This window comes from Pantoea cypripedii (genome assembly GCF_011395035.1).
Classification (GTDB): domain Bacteria; phylum Pseudomonadota; class Gammaproteobacteria; order Enterobacterales; family Enterobacteriaceae; genus Pantoea; species Pantoea cypripedii_A.
Genome location: NZ_CP024768.1, coordinates 3957910 through 3982817, shown reverse-complemented (window position 1 = coordinate 3982817; position 24908 = coordinate 3957910). Strand labels below are relative to the sequence as shown.

The 24908-nt window shown below is 55.2% G+C and carries 24 protein-coding genes; 11 read left to right on the top strand and 13 right to left on the bottom strand.

Annotation, left to right across the window (positions count from 1 at the left end; translation table 11 throughout):
* Positions 1-5: 5 nt before the first annotated feature.
* On the bottom strand, positions 6-581 hold the full coding sequence (gene nfuA, locus CUN67_RS18655; RefSeq protein ID WP_084877517.1) for a Fe-S biogenesis protein NfuA: 576 nt from the start codon (positions 579-581) through the stop codon (positions 6-8).
* A gap of 58 nt (positions 582-639) precedes the next feature.
* Positions 640-1317 carry a DNA utilization protein GntX gene (gene gntX / locus CUN67_RS18650; RefSeq protein WP_208716763.1) on the bottom strand — a complete coding sequence of 226 codons (678 nt, stop codon included), beginning with the start codon at positions 1315-1317 and terminating at the stop codon, positions 640-642.
* A 34-nt stretch (positions 1318-1351) separates the two neighbouring features.
* Here gntX and bioH point away from each other — a divergent pair, with 34 nt between their 5' ends.
* Both bioH and CUN67_RS18640 read left to right on the top strand, forming a co-directional pair.
* A complete protein-coding gene (gene bioH / locus CUN67_RS18645; protein ID WP_208716762.1) occupies positions 1352-2128 on the top strand; it encodes a pimeloyl-ACP methyl ester esterase BioH in 777 nt (258 codons plus the stop codon).
* A 132-nt stretch (positions 2129-2260) separates the two neighbouring features.
* On the top strand, positions 2261-2530 hold the full coding sequence (locus tag CUN67_RS18640; protein ID WP_208716761.1) for a DUF1471 domain-containing protein: 270 nt from the start codon (positions 2261-2263) through the stop codon (positions 2528-2530).
* Here the strand turns inward: CUN67_RS18640 and CUN67_RS18635 are convergent, their stop codons facing one another.
* Entirely contained in the window at positions 2531-4219 is a 1689-nt protein-coding gene (locus tag CUN67_RS18635; protein ID WP_208716760.1) for an alpha-amylase family glycosyl hydrolase, read from the bottom strand. It lies immediately after the preceding gene.
* A 126-nt stretch (positions 4220-4345) separates the two neighbouring features.
* A complete protein-coding gene (locus CUN67_RS18630; protein WP_439332283.1) occupies positions 4346-6676 on the bottom strand; it encodes a Tex family protein in 2331 nt (776 codons plus the stop codon).
* Between the two features lie 208 nt (positions 6677-6884).
* Here CUN67_RS18630 and greB point away from each other — a divergent pair, with 208 nt between their 5' ends.
* Positions 6885-7388 (top strand): transcription elongation factor GreB, encoded by a 504-nt coding sequence (gene greB / locus CUN67_RS18625; RefSeq protein ID WP_208716758.1) that lies wholly within the window; start codon positions 6885-6887, stop codon positions 7386-7388.
* Positions 7389-7487: 99 nt separating this feature from the next.
* On the opposite strand, the gene yjbE is transcribed toward greB, so the two are convergent.
* On the bottom strand, positions 7488-7733 hold the full coding sequence (gene yjbE / locus CUN67_RS18620; RefSeq protein ID WP_208716757.1) for an exopolysaccharide production protein YjbE: 246 nt from the start codon (positions 7731-7733) through the stop codon (positions 7488-7490).
* Positions 7734-8246: 513 nt separating this feature from the next.
* Between yjbE and ompR the strand changes: the two genes are divergently transcribed.
* Together ompR and envZ are read left to right on the top strand one after the other, a co-directional pair.
* On the top strand, positions 8247-8966 hold the full coding sequence (gene ompR / locus CUN67_RS18615; protein ID WP_001157751.1) for an osmolarity response regulator transcription factor OmpR: 720 nt from the start codon (positions 8247-8249) through the stop codon (positions 8964-8966).
* Positions 8963-10321: a two-component system sensor histidine kinase EnvZ gene (envZ, locus tag CUN67_RS18610; protein WP_208716756.1), complete on the top strand. Its 1359-nt coding sequence runs from the start codon at positions 8963-8965 to the stop codon at positions 10319-10321. The genes ompR and envZ overlap by 4 nt, the downstream gene beginning before the upstream one ends.
* Before the next feature lie 63 nt (positions 10322-10384).
* Here envZ and pckA read toward each other — a convergent pair whose 3' ends face one another.
* The 5 genes from pckA to CUN67_RS18585 all read right to left on the bottom strand — a co-directional run bounded on the left by pckA (position 10385) and on the right by CUN67_RS18585 (position 16425).
* On the bottom strand, positions 10385-12007 hold the full coding sequence (gene pckA, locus CUN67_RS18605; RefSeq protein ID WP_208716755.1) for a phosphoenolpyruvate carboxykinase (ATP): 1623 nt from the start codon (positions 12005-12007) through the stop codon (positions 10385-10387).
* A gap of 248 nt (positions 12008-12255) precedes the next feature.
* Positions 12256-13122 (bottom strand): Hsp33 family molecular chaperone HslO, encoded by an 867-nt coding sequence (gene hslO, locus CUN67_RS18600; RefSeq protein WP_208716754.1) that lies wholly within the window; start codon positions 13120-13122, stop codon positions 12256-12258.
* 25 nt (positions 13123-13147) lie between these two features.
* The gene (gene hslR, locus CUN67_RS18595; protein ID WP_208716753.1) at positions 13148-13549 is read right to left on the bottom strand and encodes a ribosome-associated heat shock protein Hsp15; all 402 of its coding nucleotides are present in this window, start codon (positions 13547-13549) and stop codon (positions 13148-13150) included.
* A gap of 13 nt (positions 13550-13562) precedes the next feature.
* Positions 13563-14231 carry a GMP/IMP nucleotidase gene (gene yrfG / locus CUN67_RS18590; protein ID WP_208716752.1) on the bottom strand — a complete coding sequence of 223 codons (669 nt, stop codon included), beginning with the start codon at positions 14229-14231 and terminating at the stop codon, positions 13563-13565.
* Between the two features lie 52 nt (positions 14232-14283).
* Complete coding sequence (locus tag CUN67_RS18585) at positions 14284-16425, bottom strand: intracellular growth attenuator family protein (protein WP_208716751.1); 2142 nt, start codon at positions 16423-16425, stop codon at positions 14284-14286.
* Between the two features lie 405 nt (positions 16426-16830).
* Here CUN67_RS18585 and nudE point away from each other — a divergent pair, with 405 nt between their 5' ends.
* Positions 16831-17397, top strand: a complete 567-nt coding sequence (gene nudE / locus CUN67_RS18580; protein WP_084877477.1) for an ADP compounds hydrolase NudE — start codon at positions 16831-16833, stop codon at positions 17395-17397.
* A gap of 68 nt (positions 17398-17465) precedes the next feature.
* Here the strand turns inward: nudE and CUN67_RS18575 are convergent, their stop codons facing one another.
* The 3 genes from CUN67_RS18575 to mrcA all read right to left on the bottom strand — a co-directional run bounded on the left by CUN67_RS18575 (position 17466) and on the right by mrcA (position 20853).
* Entirely contained in the window at positions 17466-17822 is a 357-nt protein-coding gene (locus CUN67_RS18575; RefSeq protein ID WP_439332265.1) for a helix-turn-helix domain-containing transcriptional regulator, read from the bottom strand.
* On the bottom strand, positions 17819-18151 hold the full coding sequence (locus CUN67_RS18570) for a type II toxin-antitoxin system RelE/ParE family toxin (protein WP_208716750.1): 333 nt from the start codon (positions 18149-18151) through the stop codon (positions 17819-17821). Before CUN67_RS18570 ends, CUN67_RS18575 begins: the two co-directional genes overlap by 4 nt.
* A gap of 152 nt (positions 18152-18303) precedes the next feature.
* Positions 18304-20853 carry a peptidoglycan glycosyltransferase/peptidoglycan DD-transpeptidase MrcA gene (mrcA, locus tag CUN67_RS18565; RefSeq protein WP_208716749.1) on the bottom strand — a complete coding sequence of 850 codons (2550 nt, stop codon included), beginning with the start codon at positions 20851-20853 and terminating at the stop codon, positions 18304-18306.
* Between the two features lie 222 nt (positions 20854-21075).
* On the opposite strand from mrcA, the gene pilM reads away from it, so the two are divergent.
* From pilM to hofQ, 5 genes are read left to right on the top strand one after another with little or no spacing between them, the layout of a single operon-like run.
* Positions 21076-21870, top strand: a complete 795-nt coding sequence (gene pilM / locus CUN67_RS18560; RefSeq protein WP_208716748.1) for a type IV pilus biogenesis protein PilM — start codon at positions 21076-21078, stop codon at positions 21868-21870.
* Entirely contained in the window at positions 21870-22412 is a 543-nt protein-coding gene (locus CUN67_RS18555; RefSeq protein ID WP_208716747.1) for a PilN domain-containing protein, read from the top strand. The genes pilM and CUN67_RS18555 overlap by 1 nt, the downstream gene beginning before the upstream one ends.
* Complete coding sequence (locus CUN67_RS18550) at positions 22405-22899, top strand: HofO family protein (RefSeq protein WP_208716746.1); 495 nt, start codon at positions 22405-22407, stop codon at positions 22897-22899. The genes CUN67_RS18555 and CUN67_RS18550 overlap by 8 nt, the downstream gene beginning before the upstream one ends.
* On the top strand, positions 22889-23278 hold the full coding sequence (locus CUN67_RS18545; RefSeq protein WP_208716745.1) for a HofP DNA utilization family protein: 390 nt from the start codon (positions 22889-22891) through the stop codon (positions 23276-23278). The genes CUN67_RS18550 and CUN67_RS18545 overlap by 11 nt, the downstream gene beginning before the upstream one ends.
* Positions 23223-24479 carry a DNA uptake porin HofQ gene (gene hofQ, locus CUN67_RS18540; protein ID WP_208717265.1) on the top strand — a complete coding sequence of 419 codons (1257 nt, stop codon included), beginning with the start codon at positions 23223-23225 and terminating at the stop codon, positions 24477-24479. Before CUN67_RS18545 ends, hofQ begins: the two co-directional genes overlap by 56 nt.
* Positions 24480-24908 lie beyond the last annotated feature (429 nt).

Genomic DNA, 24908 nt, shown 5'->3' with positions numbered 1-24908 from the left:
GAGAATCAGTAGTAGGAGTGCTCGCCACGCTGATGTTCGGTGAGGTCGCGCACGCCTTTCAGTTCCGGGAAGGCTGCCAGCAGCTCTTTCTCGATACCGTCTTTCAGGGTGACGTCAATCATCGAACAACCGTTGCAGCCGCCGCCAAATTGCAGAATGGCATAACCGTCATCAGTGATTTCCATCAGCGAAACACGGCCACCGTGACCCGCCAGCTGCGGGTTAATCTGCGCCTGCAGCAGATACTCAACGCGTTCGACCATCGGCGCATCGTCAGAAACTTTACGCATTTTGGCGTTCGGTGCTTTCAGCGTCAGCTGGGAACCGAGGTTGTCGGTGACAAAATCGATTTCCGCGTCTTCCAGGTAGGGAGCACTCAGCTCGTCAACATAGGCTGACAGCTTTTCAAACTTCAGCTCGGTATCGGTCGCCTCAACGGCATCGGGTGGACAATAAGACACGCCGCACTCGGCGGTTGGCGTACCCGGGTTGATAACGAATACGCGAATCTGGGTGCCATCTTCCTGTTTTGAGAGAAGTTTTGAGAAGTGCTCTTGCGCAGTATCAGTAATACGGATCATGGCGATTGCTCAATAGTTGACTAATTTAGTTGGTTATAATACGCCCAACGCCGACGCTCTACAAGGTACGGCACAGGCATCCAATCTGTACGCTGGCAGCGCCCGCTGCCTGCAACAAGCGGCTGATTTCTGCCACTGTGCTGCCGGTGGTCACCACATCGTCGATAAGCAGGATATGGCGTCCGCGCAGCGGGATTTCAAGGCGAAATGCCCCACGCAGGTTCTTCCTGCGTGCCGATGCGCTCAAAACATGCTGTACCGCAGCCTTGCGCACCCGCCGCACGCCTTCCGCATAATCGCAACCCAGCCAGTGCGCCAGGGGTTGCGCCAGCAGCGCCGCCTGATTGTATCCACGCTGCCAATGACGGCGCGGGTGCAGGGGGACGCTGAGAATGATATCCGGGTAAGGCAACGCATAACGCCGCCGCATGGTTAACCACTTTAGCAAAAGCAGCCGCGCCAGCATCACCCTGAGTGCGGTAGCGCGGGAAAACTTCAGCTGCTGTACCCAGTGGCTGAGCGGGGGCTGATAGTCGCTGACGCAAATCAGGTACTGCCACGGGGGAGGACGTTGCAGGCAACGGCCACAGGGCTGATGGGCACGCGCGGCCAGGCCACAGCATGGACAGAGTTCAGGCAAGGCAGGCAACTGGCGTAAACAGCTGCTGCACAGGCCATGTTGTGCCAGCCGTAGCGGCAGACGACATAGCCAACACAGGGCAGGGATTGATAGCATAGCGACCTCCTTTTCACTTTCAGGATAGTAACCGATGAGTTCGCTTTACTGGCACACCACAGGCACGGGAGATCGTGATCTTGTGCTGCTGCACGGCTGGGGATTGAATGCCGAAGTGTGGCAAAACATCATTCCGCGACTCAGCCCGCATTTCCGTTTGCATCTGGTCGATCTGCCAGGGTTTGGCCGCAGCCAGGATTTTGGCGCACTGACGCTGCCCGCCATGGCGCAACAACTGGTGGCACATCTGCCTGAGCGTAGCCTGTTGCTGGGTTGGTCGCTGGGGGGATTGGTCGCCAGCCAGCTGGCACTCACGCAGCCGGAACGCGTAACCGGGTTGATTAGCGTCGCTTCCTCGCCCTGTTTTACCGCCAGCGAAGCATGGCCGGGTATCAAACCCGAAACCCTGCAGGGTTTTCAGCAGCAGTTAAGTAACGATTTCCAGCGCACCGTAGAACGTTTTCTGGCATTGCAGACGCTGGGTACTGAAAGCGCCCGCCAGGATGCGCGTCAGTTGAAAGAAATCGTCCTGTCGCAGCCGATGCCCTCGGTGGCGGTGCTGGAAGGGGGGCTGGAAATTCTGCGCCACGCTGATTTGCGTACTGCACTGGATGCGCTCGGGCTGCCGTTTCTGCGCCTGTATGGTTATCTGGATGGGCTGGTGCCACGCCGTATCGCGGCGGAGCTGGATGCCCGCTGGCCGCACTCACCCTCAGTGGTGATGGAGAAAGCGGCTCACGCGCCATTTATTTCCCATCCCGACGCATTTTGTCAGCATATTCTTAGCTTTAGCGACCACCTGCCGCGCTAACTGGCAATTCTCCCGGAAAGGTCAATACTTTCCGGGTGAGTCGTATCGTTTACCTCTGCAACTAAACCCTGGGAACCTGGTTCCTGATGCGCTCACATCCTGGAAAAGCCAATAATAAGTGAGGGTAATTTAATGAAAATCATCAATACGGTTTTGGCGGCAGTGGTGATGGGTGCAGTCTCATTTTCAGCCCTGGCGGCCAAAGAGGTCACCAAAGAGCAAGTGAAGGAAATGAAACTGGAAAAAATTGGTACGGTACATACCACGGCGGAAACCACTTCACCGATGGATGCCAAAGCCGCGTTGTCGAAAATGGCGGATGAAAAAGGCGGGAAATATTTTCTGGTGATTGCTGGCCGTGAACATGGGAAGTTTAGCGGCATCGCGGATGTCTACAAATAGTCAGCCACGTAACCACATAAATTGCCAGGCGGCCAGTCTGATCGGCTGGCCGCCATCAATCTTCTCACCGCTGATCAAATCGTGAAAGTGTCGCGCCTGCGGCAATGTCGTTTCAACCTCGCGACTGCTGAGATTAAACACGCAAAGTAAACCTTCCTGGCTGTCAGGCTTATGACGGCGCAGCACCAGCAAGGCGTTATCGCTATCGAACAGCGTCATCGGGTTGTCCGGATGGAAGGCTGGCTGGCGTATGCGCAATTGAATCAGCGCGCTGAGGCGTTCAAACACCTGCTGGCGCAGCGCATTGCCGCCACTCAGGAACTGCTCCATCTCACGTAAGCTGTATTTCTCACGATTAATGGCGCGGTTGTGCCCGGCAGCGCGCACCCCTTCGTTGTCGTTACGCGAGCCGAGGATACTTTGAATGTAGATAGCGGGCACCCCGGGAAAGACCAGCAGGATGGCATGGGCCAGCAGAAAACGGCGCAGTCGCGTGTGGTCATCGTCATCCTGGAGATTCAGCGCATCAAGATAGGTGACGTTGATTTCATACGGGCTGGTGGTGCCGTCCGGATTGTTTTTGTAGGACACCAGCGCCCCCTCCAGCGCCAAATCGCGCACCAGCGCCACAATTTCCACTTCAGATAAAATACCGCGTGCCGGATTGAGGCCAATGCCGTCATGCGACGCCAGAAAGTTAAAAAAGGTGGTGTCAGTGCTGCTGAGATCCAGCGAGCTGGCCCACTGGCGCAGTGCGCGCCCGGAGCCGGAATGAATGGCGTGCAGCACCAGCGGCGGTAGCGAAAACTGGTACACCATCTGCGCCTCGTCGTGGCCATTGCCGAAGTAGCCGATGTTATCTTTATGCGGCACGTTGGTTTCGGTGACGATGACTGTCCCGGGCGCGACCACATTGGCAATGGCGCGGAACAATTTCACCAGTTGATGCGTTTTAGGCAGGTGAATACAGTTCGTTCCCGGCGTTTTCCACATATAACCCACCGCATCCAGCCGGACATAGTCGGCTCCTTTCTTCAGATAATCGAGCAGCACGTTAACCATGCGGATCAGCACTTCCGGATTGGCGAAGTTGAGGTCGATTTGATCGGCGCTGAAGGTGGTCCAGATAAAACGCGTTGCACCATCGGCCATTGTGAACGGCGTCAGCAGTGGTGATGTGCGTGGGCGCGTCACGGCGCTGAGATCGGTCGCGGGCGGCATACTGATAAAAAAGTCATCCCAGCCGGGGTCCTGCGCCAGAAAGTGGCGGAACCAGGCGCTGTGCGCGGACATGTGGTTACAGACGAAATCGAACATCAGCCGGGTGTGGGTATGCAGCGCGGCCACATCCTGCCAGTCGCCACAAATCGGGTTGACCTGATGATAGTCGATGACCGAAAAACCATCGTCCGATGAGTAGGGAAAAAATGGCAGCAGATGGACCAGTGAAAAGGTGCCTTGCAGATGCTGCTGATAAAAACGGGAGAAGGTGGCGAGCGTGGGCACTTCCGGTTCGCGAAACTGATCGGCATAGGTGATCAGCACCACATCTTTTTCATCCCAGTGCGGTTTACGCGGGATTTTGACGGTATCGCGTGCGGCACGAATATGGGAAAGCAGACGCTCACGGGCCGCCACGGGGAAGGTGCCTGCATAAATCTCATCAAGTAAGGCGTTGATAATATCCATCAGATCGCTGTGCCACGCGGAAGGTCATTTTTTCACACGGATTTTTTCAGCGTAGCTGGATGAGGAGATTTATCAACCTGATGTGCGCGGTGACCAGGCAGCCACCGCGCCTTTCAGGGCAGGATGTTAGCGTTTTTTACCGAAGGCAGCGGCCAGCGCATCGCCCATCGCGCTATTACCGGCAGGCAGGCTGGCAGGTTTTGCCCGGCCTTTGTTCGCCTGTGACGGACGCGCCGACTCTTTGCCCGTACTGCGGTTGCCACCGCCGCGCACGTTGTTCTCACCCGGTTGCTCATCCAGACGCATGGTGAGTGCGATGCGCTTACGTTGCAGATCGACTTCCATCACTTTGACTTTGACGATATCCCCGGCTTTCACCACCTGATGTGGATCTTCGACAAACTTATCCGACAGCGATGAAATGTGCACCAGGCCATCCTGATGCACGCCGATATCGACAAAGGCACCAAAGTTGGTGACGTTGGTGACCGCACCTTCCAGCACCATACCTGGCAGCAGATCGTTGAGCGTCTCCACGCCTTCGGCAAACTGCGCGGTTTTGAACTCAGGACGCGGGTCGCGGCCCGGTTTTTCCAGCTCTTTGATGATGTCGGTGACGGTGGGCAGGCCAAAACGCTCATCGGTGAAATCACGCGCACTGAGGTTACGCAGGCTGCCAGGATTGCCCATCAACTCATTCAGCGCCTGCTCGGTGGCGGCCAGAATGCGTTCAACCACGGGATAGGCTTCCGGGTGTACGGTGGAAGCATCCAGCGGGTTATCACCGTGGTTGATGCGCAGGAAGCCCGCACACTGTTCAAAGGCTTTGGGGCCAAGACGACTGACTTTCAGCAACTGCTGGCGGTTCTGGAAACGGCCATTTTCGTCGCGCCAGCTGACAATGTTCTGCGCCATCATGCGGGTCAGGCCCGCGACGCGCGTCAGCAGAGCAACCGAGGCGGTATTGAGATCGACACCCACGGCGTTCACGCAATCTTCCACTACCGCGTCCAGTTTCTTCGCCAGCTGGCTCTGGCTGACGTCGTGCTGGTACTGGCCCACACCGATGGATTTCGGATCGATCTTCACCAGTTCGGCGAGTGGGTCCTGCAAACGACGGGCAATCGACACCGCGCCACGCAGCGACACATCCAGATCCGGGAACTCCAGCGCGGCCAGCTCCGAAGCGGAATAAACCGAAGCACCGGCTTCGCTGACAATCACTTTCTGCGCTTTGATTTGCGGATACTGCTTCTGCACATCAAGGAAAAAGCGTTCGGTCTCGCGCGATGCGGTGCCATTACCAATTGCCACCAGTTCAACCTGATGTTTGGCGCAAAGCGCGGCGACAGCGGTTGCCGCTTTGGCTGCCTGGCCGGTGTGCGGGTAGATGGTGTCGGTTGCTACCAGTTTGCCCGTGGCATCAACCACCGCCACTTTCACACCGGTACGCAGGCCAGGATCGAGACCCATCGTCGAACGCATGCCCGCAGGCGCGGCCATCAGCAGATCATGCAGGTTACGGGCAAACACGTTGATGGCTTCATCTTCGGCGCGCTCGCGTACCGTACCCATCAGCTCGGTTTCCAGATGCAGCAACACCTTGATGCGCCATGTCCAGCTCACCACGGCTTTGCGCCAGCTGTCTGCCGGGGCGTTGTTCAGACGCAGGTTCAGGTGGCTGGCGATGAGGGTTTCACCGTGGCTCTCACGCGGGGCTTCTTCGAATTGCGGATCGGCATTCAGCGACAGTTGCAGCACGCCTTCGTTGCGGCCACGGAACATCGCCAGCGCACGGTGTGAAGGCACGGTGCTGAGTGCTTCGTGATGATCGAAGTAGTCGCGGAATTTCGCGCCTTCATCCTCTTTGCCTTCCACGACGCGGGCAACCAGGTGGGCATTTTTCCACAGGTAATCACGCACTTTGGCCAGCAGGGTGGCGTCTTCAGCAAAGCGCTCCATCAGGATATAACGTGCGCCATCCAGCGCTGCACGGACATCGGCAACGCCTTTGTCGGCATCGACATAGCCCGCAGCCAGCTGCTCAGGGTCGTGCGACGGATCCTGCCAGAGCGTGTCGGCCAGGGGTTCCAGACCGGCTTCAATGGCAATCTGACCACGGGTGCGGCGTTTCGGTTTATAGGGCAGGTAGAGGTCTTCCAGCTCAGTTTTACTGAGGGTGCCATTAATGGCGCTGGCGAGGTCGGCGGTGAGTTTGCCCTGTTCGTCGATGGATTTCAGAATCGACTGGCGGCGCTCCTCCAGCTCACGCAGGTAGCCGAGGCGGCTCTCCAGCTGGCGTAGCTGGGTATCGTCCAGCCCGCCGGTCACTTCCTTACGGTAGCGTGCGATAAACGGCACGGTGTTCCCTTCGTCAAGCAGGCGGATGGCGGCGTCAACCTGTTCGTCACGCGCCTTCAGCTCACTTGCGATAATCTGGCTCAGCGAATCTTTCATCATCAGTTACTGTCTTGCTTACACGGGGTTAAGAAACAGGGGACAGTTATACGGGCTGAGGGTGAAAATTGCCAGACGGTGGCAGGTGAATCCGTCATTTTCTGAATGCGTTTCGCACATTGCAGGGTCGACCTTGCTGATGTCCGGCTGGTCGCATATTGTTAGCCTCCACTATGCTAAATAAGACCTGCTACGACGAGTTGACGCGATGAAAACCCAACTGATTACCCGCGAGGGCTATAACAAATTGCGTGCTGAGCACGATCATTTGTGGAATGAAAAGCGTCCGGAAATCACCAAAATTGTCTCCTGGGCTGCCAGCCTGGGCGATCGTTCGGAAAATGCCGATTACACCTACAATAAACGCCTGCTGCGGCAAATCGACCGCCGCGTGCGTTATCTGCGTAAATGCCTGGCGGAGCTGAAGATCGTTGATTATGCACCGCAGCAGGAAGGGAAAGTTTTCTTTGGGGCCTGGGTTGAGGTGGAAAACGAACAGGGAGATGTGAAACGTTTTCGCATTGTCGGCCCGGATGAAATCTACGGTGACGTGAAAGATTACATCTCGATTGATTCCCCGATGGCGCGTGCGCTGATCAAAAAAGAAGTCGATGACGAAGTGCTGGTGACGACGCCGGAAGGGCAGAAACTCTGGCTGGTGAATCGCATTGAATACGTGAAAGACGCAGAAGAAAAAAGGGGCGGAGAATAATAGCTTTTGTAAGAAAGCCGGGGGTAAAAATTATTCTCCGCTGGCGAAAGGGCTGGTAAAACACGCAAGGCGCCGCGTTCCTGCCGCGCCTTAAATCCGTTATTTAGCGGGATGGGTCATGGTGGTGGTTGAGGTTGATGTCGAGGTGCCGTTATCGTTGCCACCTGCGGTAGCTAACGCCACCCCCAGCAATGCAGCTACGGCACCAATGCCGACGGCTTCCGATGTGCCTTTCGCGTTTGAAGATGCCTGAGCACCAGCGGCGTCTCCCATGGTGGCAGCCGCATGGACCTGGGTGCTGCTGGTCAGCACCAGTACGCTCAGCAGAAACAGACTTTTTTTCATTTTCTTTCTCTCCACATGAACTCATTTTCACCAGGTACGAAAGCAGTGTCTGAGATCATGTCGTGAGAAGGAAGTGGGTGTTATTGATTGATTTTTATTGCTTTATTGAGTAATGGTCCTGATTTCGTCAGGACCAGAGATTCATCCGAGAGAAGTTGCGGGGTGTAATAAAAAAACGCCACATTTTATGCGCCCAACAGGGATTTGATGGGATATTCTGCAGTGGAATCGTCAGAAAAATAGCGAAGCGGGTGACTTCGCTTCATGCCGCTATCGGCAGAACCAGTGACAAAAAGAAAAGGGCGTGATTTTTCAGAGATCCCTCAAACATATTGATCGAACGAGCAAAAAGCGAGAAATGCGCCACAATTAAGCGGTGAAATTAAAGATAAGCTGCTGTTTAATATGCTTTGTAACAATTTCGGCTAGAATATAAACCATTAATGACTGTCACTGTAAGGCATCTTTTTTTAACAATATTGGCTCAGGCAATGGCGCCTTTGGGAGTTGAACATGCAAGAGAACTACAAAATTCTGGTCGTCGATGATGATATGCGTTTGCGCGCGTTGCTCGAACGCTATCTCACCGAACAGGGCTTTCAGGTGCGCAGCGTTGCCAACGCCGAGCAAATGGATCGTCTGTTAACCCGCGAATCTTTCCACCTGATGGTGCTCGACCTGATGTTGCCGGGCGAAGATGGTCTGTCAATTTGCCGCCGTCTGCGCAGCCAAAGCAATCCGATGCCGATCATTATGGTTACCGCCAAAGGCGAAGAAGTGGACCGTATTGTCGGGCTGGAAATTGGTGCCGACGACTATATTCCGAAGCCTTTCAACCCGCGTGAGCTACTGGCGCGTATCCGTGCTGTGCTGCGCCGTCAGGCGAATGAACTGCCAGGCGCACCGTCGCAGGAAGAGGCCGTTATCGCTTTTGGTAAATTCAAGCTGAACCTGGGTACGCGTGAGATGTTCCGTGAAGATGAGCCTATGCCGCTCACCAGCGGGGAATTTGCCGTGCTGAAAGCGCTGGTCAGCCACCCGCGTGAACCGCTGTCGCGCGATAAGCTGATGAACCTGGCGCGTGGTCGTGAGTACAGTGCGATGGAACGTTCTATCGATGTGCAGATTTCCCGCCTGCGTCGCATGGTGGAAGAAGATCCCGCACATCCGCGCTACATTCAGACCGTGTGGGGTCTTGGTTACGTATTCGTTCCGGACGGCAGTAAAGCATGAGGCGATTGCGCTTCTCACCTCGCAGTTCGTTTGCCCGCACCCTGTTATTGATCGTTACCTTGCTGTTCGTCAGCCTGGTAACGACCTATCTGGTGGTGTTGAATTTCGCCATTCTTCCCAGCCTGCAGCAGTTCAACAAAGTTCTCGCTTACGAAGTCCGTATGCTGATGACCGACCGTCTGCAACTGGAAGATGGCACGCAGCTGGAAGTGCCACCGGCCTTCCGGCGTGAAATCTATCGTGAGCTGGGTATCTCGCTGTATACCAATGCCGCAGCGGAAGAGAGTGGGTTGCGCTGGGCGCAGCACTACGAGTTTCTGAGCGAGCAGATGGCACAGCAGCTTGGCGGGCCAACCGATGTACGGGTAGAAGTGAATAAAAACTCCCCCGTGGTGTGGCTGAAAACCTGGCTGTCGCCGGATATCTGGGTGCGTGTGCCGCTGACCGAAATCCATCAGGGGGACTTCTCTCCACTGTTCCGCTACACGCTGGCGATTATGCTGCTGGCGATAGGCGGTGCATGGCTGTTTATCCGCATTCAGAACCGACCTTTGGTCGATCTTGAACATGCCGCCTTACAGGTGGGGAAAGGCATTATTCCGCCGCCGCTGCGTGAATATGGCGCATCGGAAGTGCGTTCGGTGACGCGCGCCTTTAACCAGATGGCGGCAGGCGTGAAGCAACTGGCGGATGACCGCACCCTGCTGATGGCGGGTGTCAGCCATGATCTGCGCACCCCGCTGACGCGTATTCGCCTCGCCACCGAGATGATGAGCGAGGAAGACGGCTATCTGGCTGAGTCGATAAACAAAGATATCGAAGAGTGCAACGCGATTATCGAACAGTTTATCGACTATCTGCGTACCGGCCAGGAGATGCAGACCGAGCGTGCCGATCTGAATAGCGTGCTGGGTGAAGTCGTGGCTGCCGAGAGTGGTTACGAGCGCGAGATTGAGAATGCAGTGATGCCAGAGGAGTTGATGCTGGACATCAACCCGCTGTCGATTAAGCGCGCGGTGGCGAACCTGGTGGTGAATGCCGCGCGTTATGGCAACGGCTGGATTAAGGTCAGCAGTGGGCAGGAGCTGAATCGCGCCTGGTTCCAGGTGGAAGATGACGGTCCGGGGATTAAACCGGAGCAGTTGCAGCATCTGTTCCAGCCTTTTGTGCGTGGTGATAGCGCGCGTAGTACCAGTGGTACGGGCCTGGGGCTGGCGATTGTGCAGCGTATTATCGATGCACACGCAGGGTCACTGGAGATTGGCGTCAGTGAACACGGTGGCTTGCGTATTCGTGCCTGGCTGCCGGTGCCGGAAACCGGTACGGCGCTGGTCAACAGCAACCATAATGCCTGACGTATTCCGGTCGGCATAAATGCCGACCCTACGGCGTAGGGTGCGCATTTATGCGCACCAGGATTAAGGCACTTGCGGTCCGGCTTTTACCAATGCAGCTCCAGCGGCGTTATCGGTGTATTTGGTAAAGTTGTCGATAAAACGTTGCGCCAGATCGTTTGCGGCTTCCTGCCATGCCGCAGAGCTGGGCCAGCTGGTGCGCGGATCAAGTATCGCACCACTCACCTGTGCCAGCCGTCCAGGGATTTGCAGGTTAAATACCGGCAGCGTTTGCGTCTCCACCTCATCTAGTTCGCCCGCCAGAATCGCGTTGATAATCGCGCGGGTTTCTTTCAGCGAAATGCGTTTACCACTCCCGTTCCAGCCGGTATTGACCAGATAAGCCTGTGCCCCCGCCGCGGCCATGCGTTTTACCAGCACATCCGCGTACTGCGTGGGGTGCAGGGTCAGAAACGCGGCACCAAAACACGCGGAGAAGGTGGGTGTCGGCTGGGTGACACCGCGCTCAGTGCCAGCCAGTTTGGCGGTAAAGCCAGACAGGAAATGGTATTGCGTCTGCTCTGGCGTTAAGCGTGCAACCGGCGGCAGCACGCCGAAGGCATCGGCAGTGAGGAAAATGACGCGCCGGGCATGACCGGCTTTGGATACCGGACGCACAATGTTTTCGATGTGTTCAATCGGGTAGGAGACACGGGTGTTCTCGGTTTTGCTGGCGTCGGCATAATCGACACTGCCATCAGCATTGACCACCACGTTTTCCAGCAGTGCATCGCGGCGAATCGCGTTATAGATTTCCGGTTCAGCCTGCGCCGAGAGATTGATGGTTTTGGCGTAGCAACCCCCCTCAAAATTGAAGACCCCATCATCGTCCCAGCCGTGCTCATCATCACCAATCAACTGACGATCGGGATCGGTCGACAGTGTGGTTTTGCCGGTGCCGGAAAGACCAAAGAACACTGCGACATCGCCCGCTTTACCGACGTTGGCCGAGCAGTGCATCGACGCGATACCCTTCAGCGGCAGCAGATAATTCATGATGGCAAACAGGCCCTTCTTCATCTCGCCGCCGTACCAGGTGCCGCCAATCAGCTGCATACGTTCTGTCAGGTTAAAGGCAACGAAATTCTCTGAATGCAATCCCTGCGCTTGCCAGTTGGGATTGGTACAACGCGCTGCGTTCATCACCACGAAATCCGGGGTGAACTGTGCCAGTTCTTCCTCCGTCGGACGGATGAACATGTTTTTGACGAAGTGTGCCTGCCAGGCAACTTCCATCACGAAGCGCACGCTGAGGCGTGTATCCGGGTTGGCACCGCAGAACGCATCGACCACAAACAGGCGCTTACCGGATAACTGCCGGGTGACGCACTGCTTCAGCGACTGCCAGGTTTCGGGTGTCAGGGGCTGGTTATCATTCTTACCTTCCCCCACGTCATTCCACCACAGGGTGTCGCGTGTGGTGTCATCGCGCACGATGTATTTATCTTTCGGTGAGCGACCGGTGAAAATGCCGGTATCAACCGCGATAGCACCGCTTTGCGTCAGGACGCCCCGTGCGTAGCCTTCCAGCTCAGGGCGAGTTTCTTCCTGAAACAGTGTGTCGAAGTCCGGGTTGTACACCACTTCCGTCGTGTCATTGATGCCTAAAGTGGCGAGATCTTGCGATGTCAGGCCGTTAACGCGCATGTGAATGCTCCTTTAATCGGTGTCTGTTTTTATTATTAATTATGAGAGGTGATCTCGCGGGCTGTCCCGGTTGTGGGCAGGGCATGATCGCGCGCAGTGTACTCCACCGGGCAGGCGGGAAAAGGTTTGTTAGTCAGAAATGCGACCCATGACGCATTAGCTGACGAATCAATTAGTTATGAAACTAATGTCAGAGAAAAGAAGGTAATTTAGGTAAGAATTAAGGGCGGCGGCCGCCGCCCAGACCATCAGTGCAGCTGATCGCTGCTACCGGTTGGTGTATTACGAATCGCCGCGATATCGACCGCATCGTAAACATAATGCGCGCCGCAATAATCGCAGTGCATGTCGATTTCACCATCTTCTTCGAGGATCTCATCAACTTCTTCCACCGGCAGCGTTTTTAGCACTTCGCCACAGCGCTCACGCGAACAGGTGCATTTGAACATCACCGGCGTAGGATCGTACACCGTCGCTTCTTCCTGATGATACAAACGCCATAAGACATCAGTGGCGGGCAGTTCGATCAACTCTTCAGCTTTGACGGTTTCGGTCAGTGTCGCCAGGTGATTGAAATCATCGAGGTTTGGCTCCTGAGCAGGCAGTACCTGCAACAGAATTCCGGCAGCACCTTTTTCACTGGTACGAATGAACAGGCGGGTTGGCAGCTGCTCAGAACGCATAAAGTAATCTTCCAGGCAACCTGCCAGCGTGTCTGCTTCCAGACCGACCACACCCTGATAGCGTTCGCCTTTTTCCGGAGAAATGGTGATCACCAGATAACCGTTTCCGACCATCTGCTTCAGGCTACTCCCTGGCGCGATCTCTTCTTTCACACGCGCGACACCACGCAGCTCCTGACGGTTATTACCGTTGATCACCGCCAGCGACAGCGGGCCATCGCCCTGCAACTGCACGGTGATGTCACCATCAAACTTCAGTGTGGCCGTCAGCAGGCTGGTGGCAACCAGTAACTCGCCCAGCAGGTTTTTTACCGGCTCAGCGTAGTCGTGGTTTTCCACGATCTCACTCCAGGTTTTTGAGACATTCACCAGTTCGCCGCGCACGGCCGCATTTTCAAACAGGTAACGGTGCAGTTGATCTTGAACAGACATAGATTTTCTCTCGTTGGGGCGCGAGTTATTCATCGCCCGACAATTTAAATTTCATCAGATCGCGGCGCTCCTTCTTATCAGGGCGGCGATCGGGGTGCGGCATACTCAGGGCGTTCATTTTGCGCGCCAGTGCCAGCTTTTCCCGTTTCTCAATGCTGGCGGCGGTTTCAGCGTACAGCGCCTGGGCCTCGGTGGCCGGGCGACGCTGATCGCTGATGGCAGTGATGATCACCGTGCGTTCATCATTGCCCTGACGAAGCGTCAACTCCGCTTCCAGCTCCACCAGTTTGCTCGGCTTACTGCGCTGGCGGTTGTAATGCACTTTGCCGCCTTCAATCATTTCGCGTGCGATGGCGCGAGTTTTATAGAAGCGCGCCGCCCACAGCCATTTGTCGAGGCGCACGCCTTCGCTGTCTTTCTCTTTCATTGCGGCTCCTGATTTAACTCAGTGTCACCAGCAACTCACGGTAATCCCGCACTGCCGGATGGCGACTGAAGGATTGATCCGGGCGACCGGAATCCGGATTACTCACGCCTAAGCACCAGCGGATACCCCAGCGCGTTGCGGCATCAAGAATCGGTTCGCTGTCATCAATGAACAATGTGCGTGCATTGTTGAAACCGGTTTGCTGCTGCACCGCCTGCCAGAGACGCTGGTCTTCTTTCGGATACCCAAAGGTATGGGTAGAAAGTAATAAATCAAGGTGGGCAGACAATCCGGTCTGCGCCAGTTTGACGTCCCGATTGTATGGATGGGCATTGGTCAGCAAAATGGTGCGTTTACCTGCCGCTCGCAGCGCCTGCAAAAACGGTAGCGTGTCCTCACGCAGGGCAGCGCGTTCACGCTGGGCAAAGGTCATGGCGCGGATATCTAACGCCAGCTCTTGCGACCAATAATCCAGACAGTACCAGTTTAGCGTATGCGCCACGGCATGATACTTTTCCCGAATCAATTGATGGGCTTCGTTCAGCGTGATGGCTCGCTCACGACTCAGGGTTTCTGGTACATGTTCCAGCCAGAAGTGGCGATCAAAGGCGAGATCGAGCAGGGTGCCGTCCATGTCCAGCAGCACGGTGTCGATCCCGGTCCAGTTAAGCGTAGCCTGCATGTTTTTTCCCGCCCTGAAAACAGGGCGACAGGGTAGCACAGAAGGGAAAGGCTCAGAACAGCGAGCGCACGCTCTGCATAGTGCTGAGATTGTGGTTAAAACATTTGTCGTAATACTGCTGAATCTCTGCCATGCGGCGGCGGTTGCGGTGCACGCGGCGTAACGCCAGCAGGCCGTTAATCAATGCGCAGGCAATCAACACCATCATCAGTAACGCGGTGCCGAGATAACGCCACTGCGCCATCACATCGGGTTCATTATGTAACGCGACATGACGGGTGCCGTTGGCATCGGTCGTGATGCTGGTAATGATGCCGCTGGCGGAGAAGGGCGTATGCAGCAGCATCGCGGACATGCGTTGCAGTTCGCGCCACTGCGAGGGCGCATCGAGGTCAAACAACGGTACAGCCGGTTGCGGTTGGTTCACCAGTTGACGGCCTTCATCGCTGATAATCAGAAAACCACCCGGTGGTGGGCTGTTAAGATTTTCCGCTGCCCGGCGGGTTTCGCGTGAGAAGAAGGTCGAGGTCGCGGTGTTAACCAGATTTTCCAGCGCCTCGGCGCTCACCGGACGCAGCAGCACGTTCATTCCGTTAAGACGCCCTGAATCCGCGCGATGGATCAGCGTGTCCCAATCTTTGGCATTTCCGAGGTTAACCAGCGCGTTTTTCAGCCGCACACAATCCTGCTGCTGGCTGCATAAATCCTGAGTTTTCAGCACCAGATCGGAGAAGTCATCCAGCAAAATCATACCCGATTTCTGAATCGCTGAAGCGAGTTGCGGGTTGAGTTTAGGATCGGTGTTGGTTTCAGGGTGCAACTGGCGTGTGGTGGTGTCGAGCAGCGCGGCAGCTTTATCGATAATATCCGATTGTGGCTGCGGCAGCGGTGTGGCGTTATTCCAGTAGATAGCTGAACAATCGAATGGCATAAAAGTGTAGCTGCGATTGCTCTGGTAGTTACCCGGCACAGAACACATGCCCGTGCCACTGACCTTCAGGCTATCACCAATACGCAACGGCATGGCATTCAGCTTATCGACGCTATTCACTTCGAGGCTTTCGGTGCCTTTCACCCAGGCAAGACTGAGTTTGATTGGCATGCTGAGCGGGATCCAGCTCACCAGCATGACCAGCACCAGCAGCGAACCACAGGCCAGCACCAGATTTTTGCGCCAGCGCTGCACCGGGAAGTTGCGCACTTCATCCTGCAATGACAGGAACCGTCCCTGGCGTACCACCTGGCGATTCAGGTAAATCTCTACATCGGTCACCTGGCCCAGATCGTGCGCCACGTAGGGCTGCCAGTGTGGCGGATACACTAAATCGATAATACCGAGGGAGATGTTGCTTTGTTCCTGATTTGACTCACCAAACAGGCCCCAGCGTTTTGGTGCGCCGCGCAGGCAATGCACGTCACGCAAATCTTTTTCACCGGGGAAACGGTAAAGAAACCACAGGCTGACGGCGATCATCGCGCCACCGAGCAGGGCAATCCACACCATCATGCTGCCCGGTAGCACCAGGCTCAGGAAGAACAGCAGGAAAGCAAAACAGATCGTGGCCGCTTCACGCGTACCATCGGTGCGGGACAGTGCATACTCTTCCGGCGTCTCTTTACGTACCTGCAGCAGCTCGACATTTTCACTCTCTTCTTTGCGAATCGAGGCATTGGTCGACATCGAGCGCACCAGCGGCGGCAACGCAGGCTGCTCAACGGCGTAGTCCACCAGTGAATGGCCATTCAGCGAAATCACCAGCGGCAGTGTTTGGGTACGAATCAGTTCAACGTAATTTTCATCGGCGATGTACTGTTCCCACAGTGGCGGCAGATGCACTTCGACAGCATCCAGATAGTAACGCCATTTCTGCGGGGCATCGGTCGATAGACCATAACGGGTAATCGCTCGGGTGATGGGATAGACATTGTTGCTTTGCGCGGTCAGCGTTAATCCTTCCGGTTCCCGCTGCTTCTTGCTGGCGCGCATGTCTTGCTGTTGATGCTGTTTCGCCAGCGAGGCAATGTACTTTTCAACGGCAGCGCGTTCTTCGTCAGTGAGTTTACGGCAGGGCGGATTAATGAACGGCAGAGGTTTCGCCAACGGCGGACGATGCCGCATAGCGTACCAATAACCTATGCCTGCCAGCATTGAGCAAGCCATCACGATGGCCAGAATAATGATAATTGTGCTCATGCTATGCTCAGTTCAGCCAAAAAACTGCCTTCACGTTAACGATCTGCTCCCGGTGAATGATCAATACAGGTCAATTTTGGCGAGCTGATGTCATTCTGACAAGTGAAATGTCAGATAAAATAACGCGCAAAATCATTAAATTAGAAATTATTAGATTATTCCTTATCGGAATGGTATCGGGACCGTACTCAATTAAAAATCGGTATTTTCTGAATTTACCTTCTCCCGGTTGACTAATTATGAGAATTTTAAATCAGAAATAACAATATGTTGTTAGTACCGGTTAGTAAATATATGACATCTTAGTTTACCTGCGCTGTTTGTCGCACATTTATTCGGGCTTCGGTATGCTGTGCCGATGCTGGCATTATCGCATCACAAGGTCGTGTAAAGTTTGAGGTTGATATGAAAACTCCACAGAAAAAACCTGACATCCTCAACGTGGCAGCGGTGGCCCGCTCCCGATTATTTACCATCGAAGCTGTCGATCTCGCGTTCAGTAATGGCGCACGGCGGGTTTACGAGCGCATGAAACCTTCCGATCGGGAAGCGGTGATGATTGTACCGATCCTCGGTGACGATGTGATTCTGATTCAGGAATATGCCGTCGGGCTGGAAAGTTACGAGCTGGGTTTCCCAAAAGGACTCATCGATCCGGGCGAAAGTGCCTTCGAAGCGGCGGACCGTGAGCTAAAAGAAGAGGTTGGTTTCGGTGCGACCAAACTGGAAACATTGGGCAAACTCACCATGGCTCCCTCTTATTTTTCCAGCAAGATGAACATTGTGGTCGCGGAAGGGCTGTATGAGGAAAAGCTGGAGGGGGATGAACCAGAACCCCTGATTGTCCGCCGCTGGCCACTCAATAACCTGCTGGCCTTGCTGGAGGAGCCTGATTTTCGTGAAGCACGTAACGTGAGTGCGTTGTTTTTAGTGCGGGAATGGCTGGTGAAACAGGGGCGGTTGAGTTACTGAGGCATGAGGTTGTCGCGGCGTGATGTAAAAAAGAGTCGGCGAATTACCGACTCCAGACCGTCTGTTGTTTAAGCGTGGTACGGTGCTAAGCGCACACCGGCTGCGCGAGTAATCTCGGTCAGCGTTTTGATAGTTGGATTACCGTCAGCAGATAGCGCCCGATAGATATTTTGACGGGCCAGCCCCGAGCGTTTAGATATTTCACCAACGCCGCCCCGGGCCTCAATAACACGCCGCAGAGCGGTGAGAAATGCAGGCACACCGCCGTCTTCGTAGATGTCTTCTAACGCAGTTTGTAAGTAGATCTCTGCGTATGCAGGATCAGCACGAAGTTCTTCTATCAGTTGAGTATCGCGATCTACGGCAGAGGGAAAGTTCTGAGTGACATCCATTGAGTTAGCCTGAGTTTTTTTAATCACTGTCATCTCTTAAATCTCGCTTTGTAGTCTTGTAAGTAACTGACTGCTCTATTTAAATCACTATCCTGAGAGTTTTTACTGCCACCAACTAAGAGCAGAATGATCTCCTCATTCTCAACCGAGTAATATACCCGGTATCCGGGACCATAATGGATGCGCATTTCCCATACGCCGTCCCGCTCGAATTTATGATCACCGAAATTTCCCGCTTCTGCCCGGTCAATGCTGTTATCAACTTTGGATAAGGCGCGCAGGTCTTTCTTTTTGAGTTTTTCCCGCCATTCATTGAAAGGTTGCTTCCCATTCGCATCCTGATAGTACTGAGATCGATACATTGTTTTCCCTCATTCCCTGAGCTTATATGAATGTAACTTATAAGTGACATGCTATGCAATGTCCGACTTTATGATTTCAAATCAGCGCTAACGACGATAAAAAAAACCCAGAAAGATGACCTTTCTGGGTTCGTTAGTTCTTTGAGACTTAATCAGAACAATTCGTGGCTTTGCCCGTTGTCCATAATGGTGGTGCCGACATCATGGACCGAATATTCGGTCGGCTGTGTACCGTTGATAAAGAACTCCTGACGTGTATTACCGCCGCCATTCGCCAGCTTGCCGGTGCCGCGATCGATGGTTACCGTGACTACGCCGTCTGGCGGCGTCAGTGGCTGAACCGGGACGCCATCCAGTGCGGATTTCATATAATCATCCCACGCCGGTTGTGCACTCTTCGCGCCGCCTTCATAGCCGGAGATTTGATCCGGAATAGCACCCGAAACCGTGGTGCGGCCCAGTGCACGGGAATCATCGAAGCCGATCCACACCGACGTCACCACGCCAGGACCGTAGCCGGAGAACCATGCATCTTTCGAGCTGTTGGTGGTACCGGTTTTACCGCCGATGTCGTTACGTTTCAGATCACGACCCGCGCGCCAGCCGGTACCCATCCAGCCCGGTTCACCGAAGACGTTACTGTTGAGGGCACTTTTAATCAGGAACGACAGTGGCGTGTTGATCACATGCGGAGCATACTGCTGGTCGCCCGCCGGTTGCGGCTGAGCAGGCACCTGTTCCAGTTCCGGCTGTGGCACCGTCTGATTCTGTGCCTGGCTGGAGACGGCGACGTTTTCGACGCTCTCTTCATTTAACGCGACGGATTTTTGCGTATCACCATAAATCACCGGCAAATTACACTGCGGGCAGGCGATTTTTGGTTTGGCTTCGAATACCGTGCCACCCTGTTCGTTCTCAATCTTCGTAATGAAATACGGATCGATCAGGAAGCCACCGTTCGCCATTACCGAGTAACCACGTACCACCTGCATCGGGGTGAATGACGCGGCACCCAACGCCAGCGATTCGGTATGAATGATGTTCTGTGCCGGGAAGCCGAAACGTTGCAGATACTGCGCTGCGTAATCGACGCCCATAGCACGCATGGCGCGTACCATGACCACGTTTTTCGACTGACCTAAGCCCTGACGCAAACGAATAGGGCCGTCATAGGTCGGCGGGGAGTTTTTCGGTCGCCAGTCGGCACCGGCACCCGCATCCCAACGTGAAATCGGCACGTCATTCAGAATTGAAGCCAGCGTCAGTCCGCGGTCCATCGCGGCGGTGTACAGGAAGGGCTTAATGTTGGAGCCGACCTGACGCAACGCCTGGGTGGCGCGGTTGAACATGCTCTGGTTGAAGTCAAAACCACCCACCAGCGCGCGTACCGCACCATCTTCAGGATTGAGTGACACCAGAGCCGAGTTCACCAGCGGAACCTGACCCAGCCACCAGTCATTATCAACCTTACGGACCCAAATCTGCTGACCTGCCTGCAATACCTGAGACACGCTATGCGGCGTGGGGCCTTGCAGGATGTCGGATTTGTAGGCTCTGGCCCAGCGGACGCCGGCCATTGTCAGCGATACGCTGCTGCCATCTTTCATCATGGCAGTAGCACCGTCATTACTGACACTGGTGACCACCGCCGGATTAAGCGGACCATACAGCGGCAGGTCTTTCAGCGCGTTCTGGATACGGGTTTGATCCCAGCTGGTTTCACCCGCTTTCCACAACACGTTAGTCGGGCCACGATAGCCGTGACGCATATCATAAGCGATCACGTTGTTGCGCACGGCTTGCTGTGCAGCTTCCTGCAAACGACGGGTCACGGTGGTGTACACCTTGTAACCATCCTCGTAGGCACTGTCACCGTAGCGTTTCACCATCTCCTGGCGCACCATTTCGCTCAGATAGGGGGCGGAGAAGGCGATCTCCGGGCCATGATAACTGGCGACCAGCGGTGTGTTGCGAGCATCATCGTACTGCTGCTGGGTGATGTAATTCTGATCCAGCATGCGTGACAGCACCACGTTGCGGCGCGTCAGCGCACGCTGATGCGAATAAAGCGGGTTGAAGGTTGACGGCGCTTTCGGCAAGCCCGCAATCATCGCCATTTCACTCAGCGACAGCTGATCGACTGATTTACCAAAATAGACCTGTGCTGCAGCACCCACACCATAGGCGCGGTAACCGAGGTAAATCTTATTGAGGTACAGCTCAAGAATTTCATCTTTGGTCAGCAGCTGTTCGATACGGATCGCCAGGAACGCTTCCTTAATTTTACGCATCAGAGTGCGTTCCGGGCTGAGGAAGAAGTTACGCGCGAGCTGCTGGGTAATGGTACTGGCACCCTGCGAAGCGTGGCCGGAAACCAGCGCAATGCTGGCAGCACGGAAAATACCAACCGGATCAACACCATGATGCTCGTAGAAACGGCTATCTTCGGTGGCAATAAACGCTTTGATCAGCTCAGGCGGCATCTGTTGCAGGGTAAGCGGCACACGACGTTTTTCGCCGTATTGGGCGATAAGCTCGCCATCCGCGCTATAAACCTGCATGGGGGTTTGCAGGCGCACATCTTTTAATGTGTTTACGTCGGGTAACTGCGGCTCTATGTACTTGTACAAGCCATAAATCGAACCGGCTCCCAGCAAGATGCAACACACTGCAAGGATCAATAAATACTTTACGAACTTCACCTGAGATTTCCCATCTGTTGTCGTTTGGGCAGTTTATAAACAATCGCGCGGTAGTATAAAGGCAAGCCTGACGCTTTGATATACCCGGCAACCTTCAAGTTACCGGAGCGTTCGCCATCTGCATTCTCCCAGGCCATTAACCTGAGGATTTATGCACCGGCTGCCATCCTGCAACGCAGGATATTCAGGATTTTTACCTCTAAGGATAAGGAGAACGCGCGCATGGCTTTTCAGCGCTGGCAAATTGGGTTGGATATTCAAAATGGACAGTTTTGTGCGGTGGCTATCCAGCGCCGTCGTCATGGCTGGCAACTCAGGCACTGGCAGCAGCAGACACTGCCGCAGGATACGTTAAGAAACGGTGTTCTGCAGTCATCACCCGCACTGCTGGCGCTTTTGCAGCAGTGGCGACGCCAGCTGCCCGGGCGCTATTCATTGCGTGTCGGGCTGCCGTCGCAACTGGTGTTGCAACGTGCGTTGCCTCTGCCGGACACCACGCTGCGTGAACCGGCACTTCACCGTTATGTGCAGGCGTCTGCGCAACGGTTATTTCCCGTGGAACCCGCGACATTAGCGCTGGATTATCGCGCATCTTCCTTATCACAGTTGTGTATCACTGCGGCACGGCGCGAAGTGATTGCACAATGGCTTACCCCCTTAAAGCAGGCTGGTTTACAGCCTGAGGTGTTTGAGCTGAGCAGCCTGGCACTGGCGCAGGTTGCGCTACGTTTGCGGCTCAACCCGCAACAATTGCTGATTCATCCGCTGAGTGATCACTGGCTGTGGTATCTGGGCGGTTCAGAGATTGTCTCCGGGTCGAGTACCGAATCACTGTCGTTGGCGCATTTACAGGAGACGTTTCCCCAGGCAGAGACGATGTTATGTACGGCACCTGTCGACGGGCTTACCGCCATCAAACCCTTTTCGCTCCTGCGTTATTTACAGCTACCGCAGCCGGAAAACGATGGCGCTTTTGCGCTGGCCCTCGGCCTGGCATTACGTCCGGAGGATGTCTGATGCTGACGGTAAATCTGCTGCCCTGGCGCATCCAGCAGTGGCAACGTCAGCGTCAGCGCAGCCTCATGATACTGGCGAGCGCACCGGTTACCGCTCTGCTGGTGGTGTTGTCAGGCGGCTGGCAGGGGTATCACGCAGAGCAGCAGCAGCGTGCTGAGCAACACGCCGTCTCTCAACGGCTTAGCGTGCTGGAGCAACACCTTCACGCCCGTCAGGCCTTACTGCAACAGCGTGATCTCCTGGCGCAGGCGCAACGCAGGCAACAGACCCGACAGTGGCAGCATCTGGCCTGGCAGCAATTCTGGCAGCAATTGCCGCAGCTGATGCCGGAAACGCTCTGGCTCAGCCGCATTGAACGCAGGCAGGGGCAATTGCTGTTGGAAGGGGTAGCATCCGGGATGGCAGCGGTGAGTGATTTTCGCGACCAACTGGCAACGTTGCCGCTATTCCCAATAATTCGTCAGGGGAATGTGCAACGCCAGCCAGATGGACACTATCGGTTCACTCTACGTGCCCAGGTCCAGGAGGTGAGCGGTGAATGAATGGTTGCAACGCTGGCGACAACTGACTTTACCGTGGCGAGCAGCCTGGCTGCTGGCGCTGTCATTACCCATATTGGCGGCGGGTTGGCTGATCATGCTGTTGCCCCAGCAACAGGCGCGGGCTGAGCGGGACCGGCAGCTGATACAGCAGACCCAGCTGGAACAACAGCGTCAGCAACAGCTGGCTTTGTGGCCCGCAGCGGATGAACTGATTGCTGAAATCAGCCGGTTACAGCAGCCGCTGGTGATGGATGACTCGCCACAGCGGCTGGAGTCCATCCTGGCCGCGCGAGGCACGCAACTGGACGCATGGCAGCCAGAAAGCCAGCCGCAACAGGTGGTATTAAGGCTGAACTGGCAACAGTTCACTCCGTTGTTTGCCGAGCTGGCGCACACGACATTGCCCGTCCCCGAACGCTTTCAGTTGCAGTCGGAACAGGGCACCCTGATGGCGCAGCTTTGGCTGGAGAAGAGCGATGCGCAGTAGCGTTTTCCTGCTGTTGGCGCTGTACAACTCCCTTGCGCTGGCCCGTGACCCTTTCCAGCCCGTTGCGCCAGCCGTTTGTCATACCGCCGTTACCTCAGTTGAAGGATGGCGGTTGCAGGGCATCGTGGGCACTCCCCAGCGTTATGTCGCCTGGCTGCGTTCGCCACAGGGAAAAAGTATCAGGCTGACTGAGCAGATGTTTTTACCCCTTTCGAGCTGGCGTGTGCAGCAGGTCACGTCACGAACGCTGCACCTGTATGCGGACCAGAGCTGTTCATCACAGCAGATCACACTACAAATAAAAGGAGGTTTTTATGCCACGGATGAAGGCATGGATGCTGTTGCTGCTGTGGCTGACCGCGCCGCTGCACGCGACTGAACAACGATTGAGCCTGATATTCGACGATGCGCCAGTTGAGCGCATTTTGCAGGCGCTGGCGGATTATCAGCAAACTAACCTGTTGATTGCGCCTGGCGTTGAAGGGCGGCTCTCGCTGCGGCTGGAAGATGTTGACTGGCAGCGGGCGCTGACGCTGGTATCCCGGCTGGCACGGCTGAGTGTGGTGCACGAAGAGGGGGTATTGCTGGTTTATCCGGAAAGCTGGCAGCAATGGCAGACGCAAAAAGCCCAAGCGGAGCGGGAAGAACAGCAGCAGCAAATCGCGCTGGCACAACAAACCGTGACCTTTCATTACGCCAATGCTGGCGATGTCTGGCGCAGTTTGCAGGCGGAACGCTCGCTGCTGACACCACGCGGCAGCGCCACGGTGGATAGTCGCACCAACAGCTTGCTGTTACGTGATACGCCACAGGCATTAAAGGAGGCGGTTCGCTGGCTTGGCGCGCTGGATTTACCGCTGGAACAGGTCGAGCTGTCGGCCCATATCGTGACCATCAGCGAGGAGCATTTGCGCGAACTGGGGGTGAATTGGGGGATGTCGCCGGCAGAAGACGTGATGCAGGCCCTGCGAAATCCACAGCTGGAGATCCCACTGGCGGTGAGTAATCCGGCCTTTCGCATGGGAGTGACACTCGGGCAGGTGGGGGGAGAGTTACTCAACCTTGAGCTGAGTGCGCTGGAGCAGGAAAGTCAGATTGAAATCATTGCCAGTCCACGGCTTTTTACGTCACATCAGCAAACCGCCACTATTAAACAGGGGACAGAAATTCCCTATGAGGTGAAATCCGGCAACAGTGGCGCGACGGCGATTGAATTTAAAGAAGCGGTGCTGGGGATGGAGGTGACACCTGTGGTATTGGGAAATGGACGCATTCAGTTAAAGCTGCGGCTGAGCCAGAACATGCCGGGGCGCACGATCAACACCGGCGAACATCAGGCGTTAAGTATCGATAAACAGGAAATCGACACGCAGGTAACGCTGCGCGATGGCGAAACTTTAGCGCTGGGCGGGATTTTCCAGCAGCAGCGTTCTCAGGGTGAGCATCGTGTGCCCTGGCTGGGGGCGTTGCCGGTGCTGGGAAATCTGTTTCGCCATCAAACGGATGAGCATAAAAAAAAGGAGCTGGTGATTTTCATCACACCCAGACTGGTCAGGGAAGCAGCGCTTACGTCCGGATAATGAGGAAAATTCGCTCAATGATGCCAACTGCGTTGACGCAGGACAGGAATTAGCTTACAAGGTTTAGCGATTTTTAAACGGTGTAACGGAACGCGACAAAAAACCTCCCGGTGGGCGACAGTCACAAGCGATACTGGCGTCAGAAGAATGTACACCCCAAATAATGTGTGTTGCAGGAAGGCAACAAGGGAGCGAATCCCCCGGAGCAGTAGGTGATTGGGGATAATTGTTCGCAACCAGTATACCTGTAACCTGAAGTATTAAAGGGGTAGCGGAGGTGCGTTACCGTCTCGCGAACCACAGACCGGTCCTGTTAAGAGGTCGCCGGGGGCAATTTATTCGGTTGCCAAACGGCCATGAGTGTTGAGATAATTTTTCGTCTGACTCTTGCTAACGCTCATGAGGTCTCAGTTCCTGTCCCGCCAGCAA